Genomic DNA, 20,143 nt, shown 5'->3' with positions numbered 1-20,143 from the left:
GATGATTAATGATATACCAAAACAGTATAAAAATATCTGCCAAAAAATTAAAATACTGATAATTAATTAGTTGTGAATTTTTTAATTGAATTTAAATTCCAAAATATGGAAAAAATACTGTTGTGTGGAAATTTATTCCTGCATCAGCTCCGGTCTTTTTTTCTTAAGAATGATTTTCTGCAACCTTGTAAGATGATTGTTGTTGCGGAAAGCAATGGAAAATATAATGATCTGATAGAACATGATCCCATAATTACTCTCCCCGAAAATTCCAAATTCTGTAAAAGAATTGATCACAATCGGAATAAGAATCCCGATGAGCATCAGTTTGAGTTCCTTCTGTTCAGACAGTATGGATTTTACGGTAAAAAATACCTGAAAAAGCACAATGGTAAACCCGATAAATCCAAGATTCATGAGAACCTGCATAAAAGTATTGTGCGTCATTTTTCCCGGATACGTATGTGCGCTCTGGAAAAACTCTTTGTAATCGATCCTCATAAAGCCAAAGCCTAAAAGCGGTTCTCTGGGTAAGCCTTCCGTAATTAAAGCCTGCCAAAACGGAAGCCTTCCTGTAAGACTCATGATCTCTTCCAGCCTTTCCTGATCACCGCCTTTCAGAATAACGCTGTACACTGCGAAAGGTGCAACCATGGCAACAAGCGCAATAATGGCAAATTTCAGGGTTTTCTTTTTGGTCTGGTTAACATGGAAGAACACGATCAGCAAAAATCCAATAAGAGAAGATCTCGATCCGGTCATGAATAAAGCATACAAAATGACAAGGATTTTTATGATCGTCCAGACTTTCTTTTTAAAGCGGTACAGATCAAAAATAAGACATGCAGAACCCACTCCGGCAAGCATTCCGAGTTCATTCGGGTTCATCATTGTTCCGCCCAGTCTGGCTTCTTCACCACCGTCTGTAAGCCGGAAAAATATATCCGGAGCGACCCACATCCCGATCACGAAAACCAGTTGCAGAACGAAAACGGTATTTCCCAGAAGATGGTAGAGTCTGATGTTGTGACCTTCGAAATAAACGTCTAAGATTTTCAGACTTTTTACGAAAAAATAAGCAAAAACAAAGCTCTGGAAGGTCATGAACCACTGCAAAGCACTGAATCCCGGATTGGTACTCCAGGAAAATGAGATAAAGCCTAAAATTAAATAACAGATGTATAAAATCGGCGAAAATATATTTTTGTATTCTAAAGAATTGATGCTTCCGTATCTTATGATTTTAAAATAAATGAGAATAGAAGAGATCATAACGCCCATTCTTCCGACTACTTTGATCGCTCGTGTAATGTTTACATTTTCACTCCACGTAAAAAAACACGCCACCATAAGCAGCAGAATGATAAACAGCTGATTGTTGAGCTTTTTAAGAAATTGCTGATGATGAAGAGGTAACGTTTCCATTTCAGCAGTTGTAAAGTTTGGAGTTCATTTCATCAAGAATGTTGTTCCAGTCAAACGCTTCTTCTACCATTTTTACCGCATTTCCACAGATCTTTTCATAATTCTGCCGGTCTTTCCAGATTTTGGAAATATCGAAAAATGCTTTGGTAAGGAGTGTTGTATGAGGCGACGGAATATTGATTCCCGCATTGTATTGTTCAACAAGATAGCCAATGTTGGTGTTTTTGGTAACAATACAAGGTTTGCCAAAATTTGCGGCTTCGATTACGGAAACCGGCAATCCTTCGTTTCTTGAGGGATGCACAAAAACGTCCATCTTTTTCAGGAGATCATTTTTTTCTTCGCCAAATTTGCTTCCGAAAAGGATTGTTTTATTCTCAATTCCCAATGCTTTTATCTTTTGTTGCAGCTTCGCTTTCTCGTCGCTGTCGCCCACAATCCACAATTCAGAATAAGGATCCGCTTTAGAAAATTCAGCAAAACTTTCCACAAGCAGATCCAGACCTTTTGTGTAAATATCCAGCCGTCCAACAAATCCGAAAATAAGACTTTCCTTTTGGGAACTGAAAGAAAAGTCTTCTTTTACTCTTTCAAAACCGTATGGAATTAAAGTGCCTTTTTGGGTTGGAAAAATCGACTGTAAACCCTCCATTTCGCTTTCGCCAATGCAGTGAATTTTTGCAGCATTTTTGATGACCGCTTTTTCAAAAAACTCGAAGTAAAGCTTTTTGGTAATCATGCTTTTCTGCATTGCGACCGCGTTGTACGCTCCGTGTGGCGTAATAATATAATTGAATTTGTGTTTCCGCAAAAATCTGCTTAAAGACGAAAATACAGGAATCCATCCGCCGTGAAGATGAAAAACCGTAGATCCGCTGCTGTTTATAATTTCTTTCTGAAGATCTTCAGGAATGGAAAAAGGATTTTTTTTCCGTTTAAAAATCTTCGTTTTAAAGTTTCTTTCGGGGTAATTGATCTCTGTATTTTCGGAAATTCCCCAAACTTCTACATCCTGCCTGTTTTCGGCCTGTTTGGTCGCGATGTTGTACACGACTTTATTCACGCCGTTCATCTTTTCAGGATTTGCTTTTCCCAATATCAAATGTACTATGCCCATACCGAAATCTGTCTTCTGTTAAGTAAAATTTTCCAGTACACGATCATTAGAATCTGGTTGATCACAAGACCAGCAACTGCGCCGTAAAGTGCTCCGTATTTCAGTAAAAAATGAAAACTGAGTAATGAAAACACAAACGAAATGCAGTATCCTGTAAAAAAAGCTTTATTCTGTTCTAAAACTCTGATGGAAAGTCGGGTAGGATAGCTGTACAAAATCACGATGTATAAAACTGAAACCAGTTTAATTACAAAACCATACTGTTGATATTGTTCTCCGCCCAATAAGGTAATTAAAGGTTCCGAAAAAATAAAGAAACCGATGATCAGAATTCCTAAAGCCATCATTCCTTTCGACATACTGAAAAGCAGGGATTTTTTTTCTTCTTTTTTATCCTGATAATGAAGCTGGGCTGTTTTCGGAAGATAATAATTTTCAACGGTCTGAAGAATGACATTAATAACCCCGAAAAATGACTGAACCAGCCTCAAGGCTCCCAAAGCATTAACTCCTAAATAGATTCCCGCAACGAGCGTGAAAAAATTACTGGAAAACCACTGAACCACCGAAGCGCTCAAAAGCCACTTTCCTTCTGTAAAATGATAATGAAAAAGGGAAGCATTTTTCAAACTGAATTCTGCATTTTTCAAACAATACCAAATTCCGGGAAGGGAAGCAATGGCGTTGACGATAGCAATGATCAAAAGACTTTTTCCTAAATCAAGACTGTTTTCAAACCAGATTAAAGGAAAAACAAGAAGGAAGATGCTGTCGATAAAAAGCACCAATTGTATGCGGTCTATCGTAAGCAGAACCTTTCTCAGGAAATCCTGAAAAACATAGGCTGCCGCAAAAGCGATGATCGCCAATAGATTATCTTTAAAAAACGCCAGTGCAGAAACGGGCAGGAATTTAGCCATCAACAGTAAGGCAGAGAAAATCATTATTAAAACTACTGAAGCCTGAAAAACAAAGCCCAGCGATCTTTTAGTGAATTCTTTGGCTGCCAGAATCTGGAAAGGCTGTACCACAATAGCATTGCAGATGCCTACCAAAAGATACGTCACCAAAAGCACAGACGAGAACAGACCAAAATCTGAAATGTTCAGTTTTCGGGCAAGTAAAAACGTCAGAAGAAAATTTGTTCCGCTGAAAATCAACTGGTCTGCGAAAACCAGAGATGTGGGTCTGCGAAATATTTCTGTAAGCTTTTTCACGATCTTTTTCTGTTTACAAAACTTTTAATAGAGGTCATTAAACTCGGGTTATAGCCTTCTTTATTCAGCACAAACCAAAGATTCGTCAGTTTGTATTCATCCTTCAGAAGTTCTACGTTCATAATGGTTTTTTCGGCTGTTTTCCGGCTGTCTAGAACAAACAGATTTTCATCTGCCATTTTCAGGAATAATAGAGGAAGTTTGCCTTGTTTTATCGACTGATTGTTGATGATGCAGAGATCATTTCCAGTCATTTTTTCACGGATCAGATTTTCAATATCCGTTGAAGTTAATCTTAAGTTTTTTTCTTCTGAAAAATCGATATAATCGATGTTTTCAATGTTTTTTAAGTTTCCTGCCACATCAATAACCAATACTTTTCTGGATTGAGCCTGTAAGGCTTTTATGATGTTTTTCGAATGAAACATATGCTGTTTCGATTTATCATAAGACGTTATGCAGATGAGGTTTTTATCTTTAATGATTTCCTTAAGCTCCATTTCCAGCACGTTCTCGAGAAAGTGATGCATTATGTTTTCCCTGTTTTTAATATAAGACGTTGTAAATGCAACGGGAATTGTGCTGTTTTTTTCGATGGTATATACATCATTCACTTTGGCTTTAGCAAAATGTACGGCGTAGATGAGTGCAATAGAACCGATCATGCTCATAATGGCTGCAACAATAATGATGATGGATCGCATCGGCGAAACCGGCTGTTTCGGCAGTTCTCCTCTTGTAATAATTTTATGAAAAGAAATTTTTGCCGCTTTGGCAATTTCTGCGTCTATTCTTTTTTCGTTCAGGAAGTTATAATTCTTTTCGTAAAGATTGAACTCACGATTCATAATGTTCAGCAGTTTTTCTTTTTCGGGTAGCCCGATAAAAGCCTGTTCTGCAATCTGAATATCGCGGTCGATGTCGTTATATTTGATCTGTAAATTTTTCTGGGTGTTTTTAATGCTTTCGGTTTGGTAATCGGTAAGATCTTTAATTTTAGCATCAATAATTTTTACTTTCTCATGTTCCGGAGTGTAGGTTAGGAGCAATTCTTTTTTTTCTGCCTGAAGCAGTTTCATATTCTTCACCATTTCGGTTGAAAGAAGGTCGTTGAATGCTTCAAAATTGGGCGCAAGTTCAAGATAATTGTCTTTTCCTTCAGAAATATAATCATTGAGATTTTTTATCGCATCGAGATTCATTTTCAGATTGCTTTTCTGAATTTTAAGCTGGGAAATTTTTCTCAGATCAGTTTCTGTTTCCTGCGGAATATTGATGATATTTTCTTTGTTTCGATAATTTTCTATACGGTTTTCTGCACCGGAAAGCTTATTGTTTGCCTGTCCGATTTCATTTTTCAGAAAGTCAACCGTCGTATTGGCAGCGCGGTATTTATTTTCAATATAATCCTGAATATAAGTCTCTGCAAGAGTATTTACGAGAAGACTTGCTTTTTCAGGAACGTTGCTTTTGTAATTGATTCTGATAACGGGAACATCTTTGTCCACGGAAACAATATCCAAATTTTTATTTACTTTATCCAGAAGTTTTTCTCTGCTCAGGAATTCAACTTCATACTGATCGACAATTTTTGCACCGGGTTTGGACTTAAGATAGCTGTCGTTTCTGGTTATGAGAATTTTTCCTCCTTTTATAACGGTAGGAACTCCGAAAGTCCCTTTTATTTCTTTGGCAGAATCTGAATTTATTGTAAAATTCTGATTTGAATTTACATTAATAATAAATTTTTTATCGTAATTTTTTTCATCGGAGAGAATGCTTTCTACTTTTATCGGAGAATCGTTGAACAATTCTACAGAGCGTACTTTTCCTTTTCTGTAAATTTCGGTGGAAAAGGGGAGTTTTTCCAGTGTTTTTTCAATTAATGATGTCGATTTCAGAACTTCTATTTCTGTGCTTATTTTGTTGGGCGTGGCAAAAACATCGAAATCTTTGAAGAGATTCGCGCTCGGAACGCCTTCCTGTGTATCCGCAAGCTTCAGTTTTGCGGTGCTTTCGTACATCGGCGTTACATAGTTGAGGTATTTTTTTGCTGCCAAAACCGCAATAATCATGGCAAGAACGACGATGGGAAATCCTCGTAACAGCGGTTTCAGAAATCTTACATTCTCGTTGTTCATGGTCATTAAATTTTATAATAATCCTATCAGAATCGCGGCTGCGGAAGTGACGGTTGCAAAAGGAATAATGGTGGAAATTCTCTTATCAAAATCTTTGCTTTTCTTGGAAGGAACAATGATGTAATCTCCCGGATGAAGAAGGATATTCTGGTTCGGAACATCTTTCATTTTGGTAAGATCGATATTGGTAACGCGAACGTTTTCGCCTTCCTGTCTCAGAATTTTAATGGATTTTAAATTGGCATACATTTCAAATCCTCCGGCTTTGGAAACCAGCTCCAGTAAAGTGTTCTGGTCTTTATCCACCTGAATTACCGCCGGATTTCTCACTTCGCCCATCACCGCAATTTCTTTATTCAGCACTTTTACATCCACGATAGGATTTACCAACCATTTTTTAAGCTTTGTTTTTATTTCTTCCTTTAATTCGGGAAGAGTTTTTCCCACAACAGGAGTAGTTCCCAATTTTGGAATTTCTATATTTCCGTTGATGTCTACCAGAAGCCATTTTCCGTATACTTCATTGGAGTTGTAAATTCCGTATACAGAACCCACACTCAGATCATCCTGTCCCCAAACGGAAAGCGTAATTTTGTCGTCTTTACGGATTCTGTATTCGTATTTGGGATCATAGCTGAAATCCTGCATATTTCGGCTTGCCTGTTCCTCTTCAAGTACGTTGTAGGTTTTACAGGATACCAGAAGCATCAGGAAAAAGAATGAGAGTATGAGTTTTTTTAACATAAGATTTAAAATAAAACGGAAAAGAATTTTCTAAAACCTTTTCGTTGGTTCTGAGACATCTCTTCTTTAATTTTTACTATTTTTTCTATGGTATCCGTCATTCTTTCGCAAACATTGGCATCTTTTACAATATAGTCGAAAGCTCCGTATTTCAGGGCATTTACCGCGGTATCTATATTTTCCTGTGCAGATACCATGATAACGTAAATGTTCGGATCGTATCTTTTTATCTTTTTTAAAACCTCGAAACCGTTAAGATCTTCCATATTGTGATCGAGGAAAATGATATCGGGTTTCTGGTGTAGTTCATCCAGACATTCTTCTCCGCTGCTGAATGAGATAATATTTTCATAATGATTGTTTTTCAGATACTGTTCATACACGGTGGCGCAAAATCTGTCGTCATCTACAATAAAAAACTTTAAATTTTTGTTATTTGTTTCCATCTTTTTTATTTGAAAACAATAAGGCGATTACTGTGCCTTTAATTAAGTATTTGAAAATCAAGATATTAATTATTTTTTAAATTCCAAAATATGGAAAATCTCTTTATTTTGGAATGTTTTTATTTAATTTCCCTTTCCAGTTGGTTTATAGCGGTGAAGAGTATTTCTTTTACTTCCAGAAACATAGTATACAGTTCGGGAAAACCGGTCTGCTGCTCTTTGGATTTTACTTCCAGATCCTTTACGGTTTCTTTGATGGAGTAGATTCCCACACCTTCAATACTTGGTTTTATTCTGTGAATGAGGCGTGCTATTTCGGCATAATTTTTCTCTTCAAAAGCTTTTTCCACCATCGGAATGGTTTCCTGGGTCTGCGTGATAAATATGGAAAGCATTTTTTGAATAAAATCATCATTTCCACGGCTTAATGCCTGAATATTTCGGAGGTCATAAAGAATTTTTTCTTCTTCTGAGTTGTTGATTTCCAGATTACTTTGCATTTTAATGTTTTTATAAATAATTTTCAGCAGTTCGTCCTCGTCAAAAGGTTTGGTGATGTAGCTGTTCATTCCTGCAGCAATGCAGTTGTCTATTTCTGTTTTGAATGCATTGGCGGTAAGCGCAATGATAGGAGTGCCGAGTCTGAATTCCTGTCTTAAAATTTTAGTTGCTTCTATTCCGTCCAGTTCAGGCATCTGAATATCCATTAAAATAATATCAAACGGCTGTTTTGAAAGAATGTCTACTGCCATTTTTCCGTTGTCTGCCTTTGTGACTTCGCACCCGAAATGGGTAAGAGAATTTTCAGCAACCAACTGATTGAGCTCATTATCTTCGACAAGTAAAACACGCGTTCCTTCGATGGAAATGTGCTCTTTTACTTCAATATTTTTGGATTCTGATTTTTCTATGCTTTTGTTCATATCCAGAAAGATACTGATCTCTGTTCCTACATTTTTTTTGCTTTTAATCTTTATTTCACCTTTCATGAGGTGGATCAGTTCGCGTGTAATTGCCATACCAAGACCTGTTCCGCCATATTTCCTTGAAATGGAGCTGTCTTCCTGATTGAATTTTTTGAAGATATGCTTTACATATTCTTCGCTCATCCCGATTCCGGTATCGGTAATGCAGATTTCAAGTTTCTGATGATTGGAAAAATCTTTTATGACTTTACATTCTAAACATATTTCGCCAACGTTCGTAAATTTAAGAGAGTTTCCGATGATGTTGTACAAGATCTGTTTTATCTTGAGCGCATCGGCCTTAAATGCAGAGAAAAGATCATCTGAAAATCTGGCTTTCAACAGTATTTTTTTCTGCCTTGCTTTTGGCTGAAGAATACTGATGATGTCGCTGATGCATTCTTTAAGGGAGAAAACAGTGTTATCCAAAGACATTTCGCCGGATTCTATTTTGGAAATATCCAGAATATTATTGATAATTGATAAAAGATGCTGAGCCGCGTTAAAACTATTCTCCACAAACTGATTTTGTGTTGTTGTAAGATCCAGTCTTTTAAGTTCTCTGAGAAAACCTATGATCGCATTCAGTGGTGTTCGTATCTCATGGCTCATATTGGCTAAAAAGACTTCTTTTGCTTTAGAGGCTTCAATAGCTTTGGATTTTTCCTGTTTAAGGTCTTCTTCCAGTCTTTTTTGGTCTGTAATGTCGAGATGAATTCCTATGGAACCTAAAAGATTTCCGTGATCGTCATAGTTGGGCGCACCGCTGATTGCCCACCATCTCAGTTCGCCTCTTTTATTTTTTATCGGGAGCTGATAAACGCTGGAAATTCCTTTTTCTCTCAGTTCGATCTGTTCCTGGATAAATTCCTGATTGGCTTCTCCCTGTACGAAAAGCTGTGAAGGATTTTTACCAATGATTTCGTCCAGTTCAAAACCTGAAACGTTGCAGAAACTCTGATTGGCGTACCGTACAATCTCGTCATTATCTACCTCAATAAGTCCGAGATTCATATTCGCGATAATGTTACGGTATTTTTCTTCCTGCCGTTTTATATTGTCCTGCGCTCTTTTTCTTTCTTTAAGCTGTTCGGCGAGGTATAAGGAAAGTTCTTTAAGGTCTTTATTTTTTTTGGTATCAAAAGCAGAATCTAATAAACTTAATGATTCATAAAGGCTCGAAATAGATTCCTGTTTGAGTTCATTTTCTTTTTTCAGATCGTTAAACAACTCTTTGTATTCTTTTTCGCTCTGTCTGAATGCATGATCGGTTAACTCCTTGTCCCGTTCAAAAGATTTATAGGAATCGTTAACTGCGTTAATGAAACTATTAAACTGCGGATGTTTTTTACAATCTTCCGTAAGATATTTTTTGATCTGTCTGTTAAGGATGTTATGCAGTTCGGTTTCCATAGTTATTCGGTTTCATTTACAGTGGTAATGGTAATGGTTTGGTTATGCAGTACGCAATCTCCAAAAGATTTGGCGGGCGAAATTTCTCCGTAGGAATAAAAACCGTTGATAAGTGCTTTTTTGCCAAAAATATCTCTTACGATTTCTACTTCTTCGGCAACTCTTTCTCCTAGAACCATTTTTCTTCCTACACAGCTCACAATAATTCCCAGTTTAGGATCGGGGCTCATTTCAAGGCAGGCATTTGCTGCATCATTTGCCGCATCTATAAGGCGGTCCAGGTTAGCTTTCATAAATCTTACATGGCTTCCTTCCGGCAGATCTCCCGCAAAGATCATCATGTTGTTTTTTTCATTAATTGAGAGAATGGTTCTTACTACGGGAGCAGAATCTTCATCAATTTTTAAGGATAGCGGAAAGAGCAGGGCAGAACTGGGAAGTTCTTCTGCGTATTTTCCCAGATAACTTTTGTAAAGATCTAAAGCATTTTTATTGTCTATTTCTACGAGAATATTATTCTGGGATTTGGTAACGGTTCTTTCCAGTCCGAAACTTTCCCATCCTCCGAATGAGGCATGAGCGAGTTCCAGTTTTTCACCATAAAAACCGATGGCAACGATTTTATTGCAGACAGGCGTTTCGTTAAGCCCTACAACGGTTTTCTCAAAACGATCTCCGTCACCCGCCAATCCGCCGGAAATTAAAACTCCTTCGGGACGTCCTTCATTGAGTCCTTTTACGAGTTGGCTTCCATTTACTTTACTTCCGTCCGACAGTACGAATACCCACTTTAGATTTTCGTGACAGAGTTTATCAATAAGAGTTTTTCCGGCTTCATAACTGTTCTGAAAATCATTAATGTCAATCTGCTGCGTTTTTATATAGGAAGAAGAAAATTCAATTGCATTAACGGTAACGGTTCCGTCAAAAACTTCATTGCAGAAAATTTCTCCTGATGATGAAGACAGGGCAATTTCCGCGTTGGGAAATTTTGTTTTAATTACCTCAAAAAAATCAGAGTTTTCAAGGATATTCCGGCTCCCATATCCTAAAACAAGCTGAGCTTTATTATAGTCCAGATTTTCATTGTTTCTTTCAGATTTCCATATCCCGTCAGCAAAAAGTAGTTTAGCGACTTTCATGTATTATTTAGTTTTTTTAAGGTCTGTACTGTTGATAAGATTATAAACGGTAGATTTTCCGATGTCTAATATTTTAGCTGTTTTAATGACGTCATTATTGTTCTCTTTCAGGAAGTGAAGGATAATATCTGTCGTGTATTGTTTAAGCGTTTTTTGCTCAGAAAGAAAATTTTCAGATTCTTTTTCAAGGCTGTAAAAGCTAATGTCATCCGCAGTTATTTCGTTACTTTCTGCCATTACGCAGGCAAGATCGATAACGGATTTCAGCTCTCGTATATTTCCCGGAAAGCTGTATTTCATGAGTTTTTTTCGCGCATCGGAAGCCAAAACCAGAGGTTTGATTTTGTTTTCTTTGGCAAAAAGATCTATAAAATGTTTGGCAAGAATTAAAGTGTCCTGATCTCTTTCTCTTAACGGAGGTAGTTCTATCGGAAGACCGATAACCCTGTAATACAGATCTTCTCTGAAGTTTCCTTTTTTTACTTCATTTGCCAGATTTTTATGAGTCGCAATAATGAGTCTTACGTCCAGTTTTATTTTCTGGGTTCCGCCGACTCTTGTAATTTCTCTTTCCTGCAGCGCGCGGAGAAGCTTGCTTTGAAGGTTGAGATCCAGTTCTGCGATCTCATCCAGAAAAATAGTTCCTCCGTTTGCCTGTTCAAATTTCCCGACCGATTTATCTGTTGCTCCTGTAAATGCTCCTTTTTCATGACCAAAAAATTCACTTTCCACCAGATCTTTAGGGATTGCTGCCATGTTTACGGCAATAAAAGGCTTATTTTTTCTGGAAGAATGATAATGTATTGCTCTTGCAACTACTTCTTTCCCAGTTCCTGTTTCGCCGGTTACAGAGACGTTGATGTTGGATTTCAGAGCTTTATTGATTTTTGAGAATATGCTTTTGATGGAATCGCTTTGCCCGATGATTGTTTTCTCAAAACTGTATTTTTTTTCGAGTTCATCTTTCAGTTCTTCCACTTCCTGTTTTAGCGAGATGTTTTCTCTCAGACGGATAATGGAGTTCCACAGAAGTTCTTTGGTGTGTTCGTTTTTTACGATGTAATCTTTTGCGCCCTGCTTCAGAAAATCAATGGCAACGGAAATGTTTTCCTGACCGCTGATTACAATGATCGGCAGATCCGGATAGAGTGTTTTGATCTGTTTAAAAAGATCGTCTCCCTGAATGTCGGGCAAGCCGAAATCGATACAAATGATATCAGGATTCCGGTAAAGTTCAGAAAGGCATTGCTTGCCAGAACTGTAAAGAAAAACTTCATAATCAGGATTAAGCTGAAGATGATATTTAAGCATTTCTCCGATGAAGGGATCATCATCCACAAGGAAAATTCTGACCATTATAATATCTGTTAAAAATTCTGATTAAAAGTAAAATTTTTTCTTTACATAATGAAATATTTTAATTGATATATAATTTATAATGCTTTATTGATGGGTTTTTTTTGATTGTTTTGTGCTGGTTTGTTTGGGGTTATGTATTTTATGGGATAGTATTTAATAGATTATGAATGCTTGATAAATTTTAAATTTCTGATTAATAACAAGGATTGAATATTATTTATGCATTGTCTTTGTGGCTTGTTTATTGTGAAAAGTGATCATTTATAAAAAAAACCTGCTGTAAAAGCAGGTTTCTTTATTTTAAAACTGAAAATTTAATGTCCGGCTTTTGTGTCTTCCTCCTGCTTTACGTGACTCAAATACTTCGTACAATAAGCTCCGAAGATCAGGATGACAATATAACAGAATACAGGAATGATGAAAGAATGCTGAACCCCGAAAATATCGGCTAAATATCCCTGAAAAACAGGAACAATAGCGCCTCCCAGAATTGCCATAACCACCAGAGAAGAACCCTGACTTGTGTATTTTCCCAATCCTGAAATAGCGAGAGTGTAGATATTTGAGAACATGATTGAGTTAAAGATTCCTATTCCCAGAATGCTGTACATTGCAAGTTCGCCATGATTAAACATTGCAGAAATCAATAACAGGACATTAACTCCCGCAAATATAGATAAGGTTCTTGCCGGAGCCGATTTTCCGATAAAAAACGCGATAAAATTTAAGGCAATAAAAACTAAAAAGAAGCTGATCTGAGAAAAACTAAGATCTACAATGCTGAAAATAACCAAAAATACAGCGATAGCCGCTCCCAACATATATAAAGCTTTTTTTGCCTGACTGATTGACTTATTCAGGGAAATTGCGCCTAAAAATCTTCCGATCATCGCGCCTCCCCAATACAGGGAAAGATAATTTTTGCTTACCACTTCAGAAAGATTCATCACCTGTGGCTGCTCCAGAAAACTAATGATGAAACTTCCCACTGCAACTTCGCCTCCTACGTAACAGAACATGGTAAGAACTCCAAATTTCAGATGGTTGTGCTGCAAAGCTCCGAATCCTTTTACAATTTCTTCTCCTTTTACCTGAAAGTCAGGAAGTTTAACTCTTGAAATAAGCAAAGCGACCAAAAGCAGAATTGCTGCAAAAATGAGATAAGGAATTTTCGTAGCCGCTGCACTGAAAGATCCGTCCGGAGCGGAAAACAATTCAAAAATTAAATGTCCGCCTAAAACCGGAGCGATTGTGGTTCCGAAGGCATTGAACGCCTGCGTCATGTTCAGACGGCTGGATGCGGATTCTTCCGGACCCAAAAGCGAAACGTAAGCATTTGCCGTAATCTGTAAAATGGTAAATCCTAACCCTAAAATAAATAAGGCTCCCAAAAATAATCCGTAAGAAGAAAAACTTGCAGCAGGGTAGAAAAGTACACATCCTAAAGCGGCAAGAAAGATCCCGAAAATAATTCCTTTTTTGTAACCTACTTTGTCAATGGGATCTCCTTTTGTGGTGGAGATAAGAAAATAGATCAGAGAGCCGATAAAGTAAGCTCCGAAAAAACAGAACTGTACAAGCATCGATTCAAAGAAAGTAAGCTTAAAAAGCTGTTTCAGATAAGGGATCAGAATGTCGTTCATACAGGTGATGAATCCCCACATAAAAAACAATAGTGTAATGGTAATCAACGGAACAGTATAGTTTCTGCTGCCCGTTTTAGCATCATTTATCATAAATTCATATATATTAAAGTTTAAAGATAGCAGGTTTATTTAATAAATTATCATTTCGAGACAATAAATTTAACCGTTTAATCAAAGAAATTTAATATGATAATTATTAATAACCATTAAAGGCTGGATGATATTTATTGTGAATATAATCACTGTATTGGTGTATTCTTATCTAAATTTTAAAAATTTAACTTTATTAAAGAAAATTGGCAAAGAAATTGTGTATCTCTATTTGAAACTATTAAAAAACAAAGCTATGATTTCTTACTACGATTTTAAAAATTTGCCAAATCAGGCACAGTGCAGTTTCGTGATGAATGAAGGACGTATCATGAGCGAAAGAACTATGGATACAGTAAAATATGTACTTTATGAAGTATCTTATTTTACCGTGGAGGTTATTTACAATACCATTAACAACAAAACGGAAGTCATTAATGTTTTTCAGAACAAAGGAGCTTATGCTATGTAAACATATTTAAAGAGACATATTATTTATTAAAGAACAGATCTTGTGAAGGTCTGTTTTTTTATTGCTTTTATCCGGAAAATAGGGGATTTAAATCAAAAAAATCCTCAGAGAGAATCTGAGGATAAAAACTAATAACCATGAAAACTCAAATTAAACATGAGTAATTATTAGTATTAAAAAACTGTGCCAAGAAAATAATAAAAAACCTGTATTTAAGATTAATTAAGAATATTAACGAAAATTTATAGTATAGAAATTTTAAATCATCCTGCATCTAATTTTTTATCTCGGAATTAGATAAATACAGAAGAATTTAAATGATATTTATACTCGCTATGGCATAATAATAGGTTGATTACAGGTAATTAACCAAAACCATCACAAAATGAATTCTAATAATGAACAAAAAAGTCTCAGAGGGAAAACCGTAGTTATTACCGGAGGAAGCAGTGGAGTAGGAAGAGCTGCCGCAGAAGCATTTGCATTGGAAGGGTGTAATATTGTAGTTGCAGCGAGAGGCAAAGAAGCTTTGGACGAAACCGTGGCTTTATGCAGAGATTTGGGTGTTTCCGCTATGGCTGTTCCCACGGATGTTTCTATTGCAGGTGATGTTCAAAATTTAGCCAATAAAGCATTGCAGTTTAACGGCAGAATAGATATTTGGGTAAATAACGCAGGAGTAATGTCCAGTGGGAAATTTGAAGAAATTCCGATGGATGTAAATGAACAAGTGATTAAAACCAATCTTTTCGGGTATATGCATGGAGCTTACAGTGTTTTGCCGGTCTTTAAAAAACAGAACGAAGGAATTTTAATCAATAACGTCTCTATAGGCGGATTTATGCCTGCTCCTTACAGTGCGGTTTATTCTTCCACAAAATTCGGAATCAGGGGAATGATGGAATGTCTTCATGGAGAAATTTCAGATTTTCCGCAGATCCATATCTGTAATCTTTATCCGCAGATTCAGCGTTCTACAGGAAATATGCACTCTGCAAAATATTCAGGGCTAGATTTTAAAATTCCTCCTTTCGCGGCAGATCCGAGAGATACAGCAGCAAAAATGGTAGAACTGGCAAAACATCCTAAAAAAGACCTCTTTCCCGATTTTACTTCGGCATTCCTGAAAAATATTTATGGTTTATTTCCAAAGCCGATTATTAATACAGCTTCAGCAGCTATGAGAGTAATGATGAAAGTTAAAAATGCACCATCAGATTCCGGGAACGTTTTACAACCTTCATCAGATCCTCACCGTATTTATGGGGAAACAATGCTTCCGGTTCCTTCAAAAAAAACAAAAATTGCAGTTTTAGCAGGTTTGGGATTAGGTTTAGCTTATATGTTTTTAAAAGTGAGATCCAATTCTTCGGAAAAGAGCTAAAATAAAAAACCTTCAAATTCAATTTGAAGGTTTTTTGCGGAGAGTGAGGGATTCGAACCCCCGGACCTGTTACAGTCAACAGTTTTCAAGACTGCCGCAATCGACCACTCTGCCAACTCTCCAGAAACTCCGATTATATCGTTGTTTTCAGTGGTGCAAATATAGAACTATTTTTATTTTCTGCAAAATAATTTTCAAGGTTTTTGGTGTAAAATTCAAAAACTGCTTTGTATCAGGAAGATAATTTTAAAAAAAATTAAGGCAGCCATTTCTCCGTGATTTAAAAAAGAAAAGCTGCCTTAATAAACTAATTGTACGTAAAATTTTAATTCCGATATAAATACGGGAATGTATAGAATCTCTTATCTCAAAGCGATTGTTCTGTTGAAGGTATTGCCGTTTTCCTCAATACTGATGATATAGTGATCGGCGGTATTAGGATCAAGATCAAAAGTCATATCCAATTCACCATTTTCTGCTTCTTTTGTAGAAGAATAATAAGTAGTCCCGGCATAATCTGCCACGGAAACTCTTACCTTGTTCTTCAGATTTCCAATATGAAGTTTAACAATATGATCTGATACGCTGAATTCCGGTTTGCTGATGACGGCAAAAGGAATTTTTTCAATTTCAGCCTTGTTATCATCGCTAATCTTTATCTTATATTTTTCAATCTTTTGCTCAGATTCTGCAATAAGGTAATAAGTTCCCTCTGCCAAATCCTCCAGATTATAAGTCTTTATCACTGAATCTTCATTTTCAAGCCTTTCGGAATAAAGTTCGCCATAAGAATCATTGTAAATAACCAACGAAATATTTTTTGCGTTGTTCACTTCAAAACGTATCGTTTTAGAAGTAGACGATGCGAAAGAAAGAGAAAAATCTTTGTCTTTAGCCATTACATTTGCAGAAACAAATAAAAAAGCTGCTGTAAAAACGGATTGAAATACTTTTTTCATATTGATAAGATTTTTATTATCAGTTATTTATATTGCAAATTTAGCTGCTCTTTCAAGATTGTACAACCACATGATTTTCATATTTATGTATTATTTTAACTTTAAATATGTTTATTGATTTAATATTTGTTAATTTTGTGTATGAATTTTATTATTGCATATGAAACATTCGCATCCTGCCTTTGAAGCTGTAAAACCTAATATAGGAAGCAGTTTTACAAGCCTTAAATTTCTTCGTAACGAGAATATAAAATCTCATGTATGGCACTATCATCCTGAAATTGAACTCATTTTTGTTTGCGGAGGTTCCGGAAAAAGACAGATCGGAAGTAATATTTCTTACTTTTCCGACGGAGATCTTGTGCTTATGGGAAGTAATCTGCCGCACTGCGGAATGACGAATGAAAACACCAATAACGATTATGAAATGGTAATCCAGTTCAAGCCGGATTTTTTGGGAGAAAACTTCTTTGAACTTCCTGAAATGCAGAAAATTTCTGCCTTGCTGGAAAAGTCAAAAGCGGGAATTGTTTTTTCGGAAAATATCAAAAAACAGATAGGACAGAAAATTGTAGCAATGCACGAATCTTCATCCTTAGAAAAACTGGTGAAATTTCTGGAGATTCTGGATGCTTTGGCTTCAACCCCGGATTACAGAATTCTGAATGCCGGAAAATATTATCTTCAGACTCAGGTGGAGGATAATGAAAGAATCAATCTTATTTTTAATTATGTGAAAGATCATTTTAAAGAACAGATCACTTTAGAGCAGGTTGTGGATCTTGCCAATATGAGAGTGCCTTCTTTTTGCCGGTACTTTAAAAAAATTACCAATAAAACATTTACACAGTTTGTCAACGAATACAGAATTACCCATTCGTTAAAGCTTCTTGCAGAACAGCCTTTGAGCATTACAGAAGTCTGTTTTGAATCCGGCTTCAACAATTTCAGTTATTTCAACAAAACTTTTAAGGAATACATTCAGAAAAGTCCGTCACAATACAGAAAAGAATTTAATTTTTTAATTGAATGATGCTGAATCTCTATAAAAACAAAAGAAGTACTTAAGAACATAAGCCTTTAACTTACCGTCTTAAATACTTCTTTAAATATGAAGAGATTTTTGTTTTTGCAAAATTGTTTTAGCGGAATTTTCTGCCGGAATTTCCATACTGTTGAGAAGAACTTACACCGTGAAAATTATTGTAAGTATAATACAGGTCCTTAAAATAAATCTCGTTATCCATTTCGCTTTTTTCTGCTGCAAAAGGATTTTTTGGCATACTGAAAACTTCTTTTTGAGCAGATAATGCTTTTTGAACAGGCTTTTTCACGCATTTACAATGTTGATGATCGTTTTTTTCATGATCATGAAGCTCAACAATCTCTATCACTGTGTTTTCTAAATTTCTGAACTTTTCAAAAGTTTTCAGATCCAGCGTAAATGCAGGTTCTCCGTGATAAAAATAATGATCAATAATATCAGGATGATTACTATATTTCTGTTCAGTGGGCGCAGCGGAAGTATAGCCTTTGCATTGTGTGCATCGGGCAATTTGTATTTGTATCGACATATCTATGATTTTAAGTGTGTGCGTAGTCTATATCACAAGTTGTGCCATCATCTTTATTTTTTTAAACAAAATAATCACTTTTAAGAATAATATTCAGAAAATAAGCGATTTAAAAAAGTGAAATATCTTGAATAAAATACATAAAAAAATCCCCGACTTTCGGCGGGGATAAAAACTAATAACCATGAAAACTCAAATTAAACATGAGAAATTCGTTGCAAATATAAGAACAATAAAACAAACCCACGCAATAAAACGTGGGTTAATTTTGAAAAATATATTTAAGTGAAAAAGTGTTACTATCCTGTATTCAAACACTGTGCCGTGAATAATTTTTATAAATTAAAATTTTAACTAAAAATGTGGTATGTGGTTAAAATTTTACTCTTAAATCGCTGAATTGAAGAAAGAAAAATTTTCAAAAATTTTTTGTGAAAAATTATAGATCATAAAATTTTTTTCTGCTATTGTGGTATGTGTTTTGATAATAGGTAAAAAATTCCTGTTTTTCGAAATATTGTGAGTATTTTTGAAGCTGAAGTAAATATAATTAATTATTGATTTTAAGTTTATATGATCTTAATTGTTGATGACAACCAAAGTAATCTCTATTCACTCAAAAAACTACTCGAATCCAAAAGTTTTCAGGTAGACACTGCAGAGTCTGGTGAAGAAGCGCTGATGAAGGCGTTAAAAAATGATTACGCACTGATTATTTTGGATGTTCAAATGCCGGATATGGATGGCTTTGAAGTGGCGGAAACTTTAGCAGGATACAGCAAAACAAAGGAAGTACCTATTATTTTCCTTTCGGCTGTAAATACCGAGAAAAGATTTATCACACGCGGCTACGCTTCGGGAGGTAAAGATTATGTAACAAAACCGGTTGATCCGGAAATTCTGATGCTGAAAGTGAAAACTTTCTACAACCTGCAGGAACAGAATATTGCGATGAAAAAAACGCAGCAAAGTCTGGAGCTCGAAGTAAAAGGAAGAAGAGAATCTCAGGTGACCATGAAGTCGCAGATCGACCATTTTCACCTAATGCTGGAATCTCTTCCGCAGATTGCTTTTACCCTTAATGAAGACGGAATTGTAGATTTTGTAAATGGCAAGTGGTACGATTATTCGCACTCTGAGAAAAATTTTCCCGAAACCCATCCCGATGATGAAAATATTCAGGAAGAATTTCAGCGATGCAGGAAAAAAGGAAAATCCCTGGAACTTGAAATCAGGATAAAGAATATTGAATCCGGCAATTTCCGATACCATCTCTTACGTGTAACTCCCGTATACGAGGAAGATACAATTAAAAACTGGGTAGGAACATTTACAGATATAGATGATCAGAAAAAAGTAGAGAAAGAAAAGGATGAATTCCTGAGTATTGCAAGCCATGAACTCAAAACTCCTTTAACGAGCATTAAAGCTTACGTACAGTTACTTGAAAGAAAACTGAAGCTTGATAAAGAAAGTGCAGAAGCCGGCTTTCTGACCAAAGTACAGGATCAGATCGAAAAACTGAATACCTTAATTACAGATCTTCTTGACGTTTCCAAAATTGAAAACGGAAAACTGAAAATTACCAAAAAACCTGTAAATCTTGAAAGCGTGATCAGCAACGCAATCGATACAATCGTACAGACGCACGAAAGCAGAGTGAAGATTAAACGCGACGGAACTAAACCCGATATTCTTATTCCGCTGGATGCAATCCGTATTGAGCAGGTTCTCATTAACTTTTTAACGAACGCTATAAAATATTCACCTCAAAACAATCAGGTGATTGTAACCACTTTTGTAGACGAAGAAGAGCAGGAAGTAAGAGTAAGCGTTACAGACTTCGGAATAGGAATTCCGGATTTTAAGCAGGAAGCTGTTTTCAATAAATTTTACCGTGTGGAAGAATCTTCACTCCAGTTTCAGGGAATGGGGATCGGTCTCTTTATTTGTTCCGAAATTATAAAGCAGCACCACGGAAATATCGGGGTTTCCAGCAAAGTAGATGAAGGATCTACATTTTATTTCACTTTACCTTTAAATTAATTT

16 protein-coding genes and 1 tRNA gene are annotated in these 20,143 nt (G+C 36.0%); 4 read left to right on the top strand and 13 right to left on the bottom strand.

Features of this window, described 5'->3' with window-relative positions; translation table 11 throughout:
- Positions 1-132: 132 nt before the first annotated feature.
- The 10 genes from H6W53_RS07360 to H6W53_RS07315 form a co-directional block, all read right to left on the bottom strand.
- The gene (locus H6W53_RS07360; protein WP_185205650.1) at positions 133-1,425 is read right to left on the bottom strand and encodes an O-antigen ligase family protein; all 1,293 of its coding nucleotides are present in this window, start codon (positions 1,423-1,425) and stop codon (positions 133-135) included.
- A gap of 1 nt (position 1,426) precedes the next feature.
- Complete coding sequence (locus H6W53_RS07355; protein ID WP_185205649.1) at positions 1,427-2,542, bottom strand: glycosyltransferase family 4 protein; 1,116 nt, start codon at positions 2,540-2,542, stop codon at positions 1,427-1,429.
- Positions 2,533-3,759 carry a lipopolysaccharide biosynthesis protein gene (locus H6W53_RS07350; protein ID WP_185205648.1) on the bottom strand — a complete coding sequence of 409 codons (1,227 nt, stop codon included), beginning with the start codon at positions 3,757-3,759 and terminating at the stop codon, positions 2,533-2,535. The genes H6W53_RS07355 and H6W53_RS07350 overlap by 10 nt, the downstream gene beginning before the upstream one ends.
- Positions 3,756-5,900, bottom strand: a complete 2,145-nt coding sequence (locus tag H6W53_RS07345; protein ID WP_185205647.1) for a GumC family protein — start codon at positions 5,898-5,900, stop codon at positions 3,756-3,758. The genes H6W53_RS07350 and H6W53_RS07345 overlap by 4 nt, the downstream gene beginning before the upstream one ends.
- 12 nt (positions 5,901-5,912) lie before the next feature.
- Entirely contained in the window at positions 5,913-6,644 is a 732-nt protein-coding gene (locus H6W53_RS07340; protein WP_185205646.1) for a polysaccharide biosynthesis/export family protein, read from the bottom strand.
- Between the two features lie 5 nt (positions 6,645-6,649).
- On the bottom strand, positions 6,650-7,090 hold the full coding sequence (locus tag H6W53_RS07335) for a response regulator (protein ID WP_087709744.1): 441 nt from the start codon (positions 7,088-7,090) through the stop codon (positions 6,650-6,652).
- A gap of 119 nt (positions 7,091-7,209) precedes the next feature.
- Positions 7,210-9,468 (bottom strand): PAS domain-containing hybrid sensor histidine kinase/response regulator, encoded by a 2,259-nt coding sequence (locus H6W53_RS07330; RefSeq protein ID WP_185205645.1) that lies wholly within the window; start codon positions 9,466-9,468, stop codon positions 7,210-7,212.
- Positions 9,469-9,470: 2 nt separating this feature from the next.
- Positions 9,471-10,610 carry an FIST signal transduction protein gene (locus tag H6W53_RS07325; RefSeq protein ID WP_185205644.1) on the bottom strand — a complete coding sequence of 380 codons (1,140 nt, stop codon included), beginning with the start codon at positions 10,608-10,610 and terminating at the stop codon, positions 9,471-9,473.
- 3 nt (positions 10,611-10,613) lie between these two features.
- Positions 10,614-11,966 carry a sigma-54-dependent transcriptional regulator gene (locus H6W53_RS07320; RefSeq protein ID WP_185205643.1) on the bottom strand — a complete coding sequence of 451 codons (1,353 nt, stop codon included), beginning with the start codon at positions 11,964-11,966 and terminating at the stop codon, positions 10,614-10,616.
- 317 nt (positions 11,967-12,283) lie between these two features.
- Positions 12,284-13,705: a sugar MFS transporter gene (locus H6W53_RS07315; RefSeq protein WP_185205642.1), complete on the bottom strand. Its 1,422-nt coding sequence runs from the start codon at positions 13,703-13,705 to the stop codon at positions 12,284-12,286.
- A gap of 256 nt (positions 13,706-13,961) precedes the next feature.
- On the opposite strand from H6W53_RS07315, the gene H6W53_RS07310 reads away from it, so the two are divergent.
- Positions 13,962-14,177, top strand: coding sequence for a hypothetical protein (locus H6W53_RS07310; RefSeq protein WP_076390494.1), 216 nt, complete (start codon positions 13,962-13,964; stop codon positions 14,175-14,177).
- A gap of 385 nt (positions 14,178-14,562) precedes the next feature.
- On the top strand, positions 14,563-15,561 hold the full coding sequence (locus tag H6W53_RS07305; protein ID WP_185205641.1) for an SDR family oxidoreductase: 999 nt from the start codon (positions 14,563-14,565) through the stop codon (positions 15,559-15,561).
- A gap of 37 nt (positions 15,562-15,598) precedes the next feature.
- On the opposite strand, the gene H6W53_RS07300 is transcribed toward H6W53_RS07305, so the two are convergent.
- Both H6W53_RS07300 and H6W53_RS07295 read right to left on the bottom strand, forming a co-directional pair.
- Positions 15,599-15,683: transfer RNA gene (locus tag H6W53_RS07300), tRNA-Ser, on the bottom strand.
- Between the two features lie 240 nt (positions 15,684-15,923).
- Complete coding sequence (locus H6W53_RS07295; RefSeq protein WP_185205640.1) at positions 15,924-16,520, bottom strand: hypothetical protein; 597 nt, start codon at positions 16,518-16,520, stop codon at positions 15,924-15,926.
- Positions 16,521-16,680: 160 nt separating this feature from the next.
- Here H6W53_RS07295 and H6W53_RS07290 point away from each other — a divergent pair, with 160 nt between their 5' ends.
- Positions 16,681-17,553, top strand: a complete 873-nt coding sequence (locus H6W53_RS07290; RefSeq protein WP_185205639.1) for an AraC family transcriptional regulator — start codon at positions 16,681-16,683, stop codon at positions 17,551-17,553.
- Positions 17,554-17,662: 109 nt separating this feature from the next.
- On the opposite strand, the gene H6W53_RS07285 is transcribed toward H6W53_RS07290, so the two are convergent.
- Entirely contained in the window at positions 17,663-18,094 is a 432-nt protein-coding gene (locus H6W53_RS07285) for a hypothetical protein (protein ID WP_185205638.1), read from the bottom strand.
- A 573-nt stretch (positions 18,095-18,667) separates the two neighbouring features.
- Between H6W53_RS07285 and H6W53_RS07280 the strand changes: the two genes are divergently transcribed.
- The gene (locus tag H6W53_RS07280) at positions 18,668-20,140 is read left to right on the top strand and encodes an ATP-binding protein (protein ID WP_087709763.1); all 1,473 of its coding nucleotides are present in this window, start codon (positions 18,668-18,670) and stop codon (positions 20,138-20,140) included.
- Positions 20,141-20,143: the final 3 nt, after the last annotated feature.

Origin of the sequence: Chryseobacterium sp. C3 (genome assembly GCF_014218905.1) — a bacterium.
Taxonomy (GTDB): domain Bacteria; phylum Bacteroidota; class Bacteroidia; order Flavobacteriales; family Weeksellaceae; genus Chryseobacterium; species Chryseobacterium mucoviscidosis.
This window is presented reverse-complemented; position numbering and strand designations above follow the sequence as displayed.

Coding starts and splice junctions, on each gene's coding strand:
- H6W53_RS07320 (WP_185205643.1), bottom strand. CDS start 11,966: ATGGTCAGAATTTTCCTTGTGGATGATGATCCCTTCATCGGAGAAATG.
- H6W53_RS07280 (WP_087709763.1), top strand. CDS start 18,668: ATGATCTTAATTGTTGATGACAACCAAAGTAATCTCTATTCACTCAAA.
- H6W53_RS07310 (WP_076390494.1), top strand. CDS start 13,962: ATGATTTCTTACTACGATTTTAAAAATTTGCCAAATCAGGCACAGTGC.
- H6W53_RS07315 (WP_185205642.1), bottom strand. CDS start 13,705: ATGATAAATGATGCTAAAACGGGCAGCAGAAACTATACTGTTCCGTTG.
- H6W53_RS07305 (WP_185205641.1), top strand. CDS start 14,563: ATGAATTCTAATAATGAACAAAAAAGTCTCAGAGGGAAAACCGTAGTT.
- H6W53_RS07330 (WP_185205645.1), bottom strand. CDS start 9,468: ATGGAAACCGAACTGCATAACATCCTTAACAGACAGATCAAAAAATAT.
- H6W53_RS07340 (WP_185205646.1), bottom strand. CDS start 6,644: ATGTTAAAAAAACTCATACTCTCATTCTTTTTCCTGATGCTTCTGGTA.
- H6W53_RS07290 (WP_185205639.1), top strand. CDS start 16,681: ATGAAACATTCGCATCCTGCCTTTGAAGCTGTAAAACCTAATATAGGA.
- H6W53_RS07285 (WP_185205638.1), bottom strand. CDS start 18,094: ATGTCGATACAAATACAAATTGCCCGATGCACACAATGCAAAGGCTAT.
- H6W53_RS07345 (WP_185205647.1), bottom strand. CDS start 5,900: ATGAACAACGAGAATGTAAGATTTCTGAAACCGCTGTTACGAGGATTT.
- H6W53_RS07325 (WP_185205644.1), bottom strand. CDS start 10,610: ATGAAAGTCGCTAAACTACTTTTTGCTGACGGGATATGGAAATCTGAA.
- H6W53_RS07295 (WP_185205640.1), bottom strand. CDS start 16,520: ATGAAAAAAGTATTTCAATCCGTTTTTACAGCAGCTTTTTTATTTGTT.
- H6W53_RS07360 (WP_185205650.1), bottom strand. CDS start 1,425: ATGGAAACGTTACCTCTTCATCATCAGCAATTTCTTAAAAAGCTCAAC.
- H6W53_RS07355 (WP_185205649.1), bottom strand. CDS start 2,542: ATGGGCATAGTACATTTGATATTGGGAAAAGCAAATCCTGAAAAGATG.
- H6W53_RS07335 (WP_087709744.1), bottom strand. CDS start 7,090: ATGGAAACAAATAACAAAAATTTAAAGTTTTTTATTGTAGATGACGAC.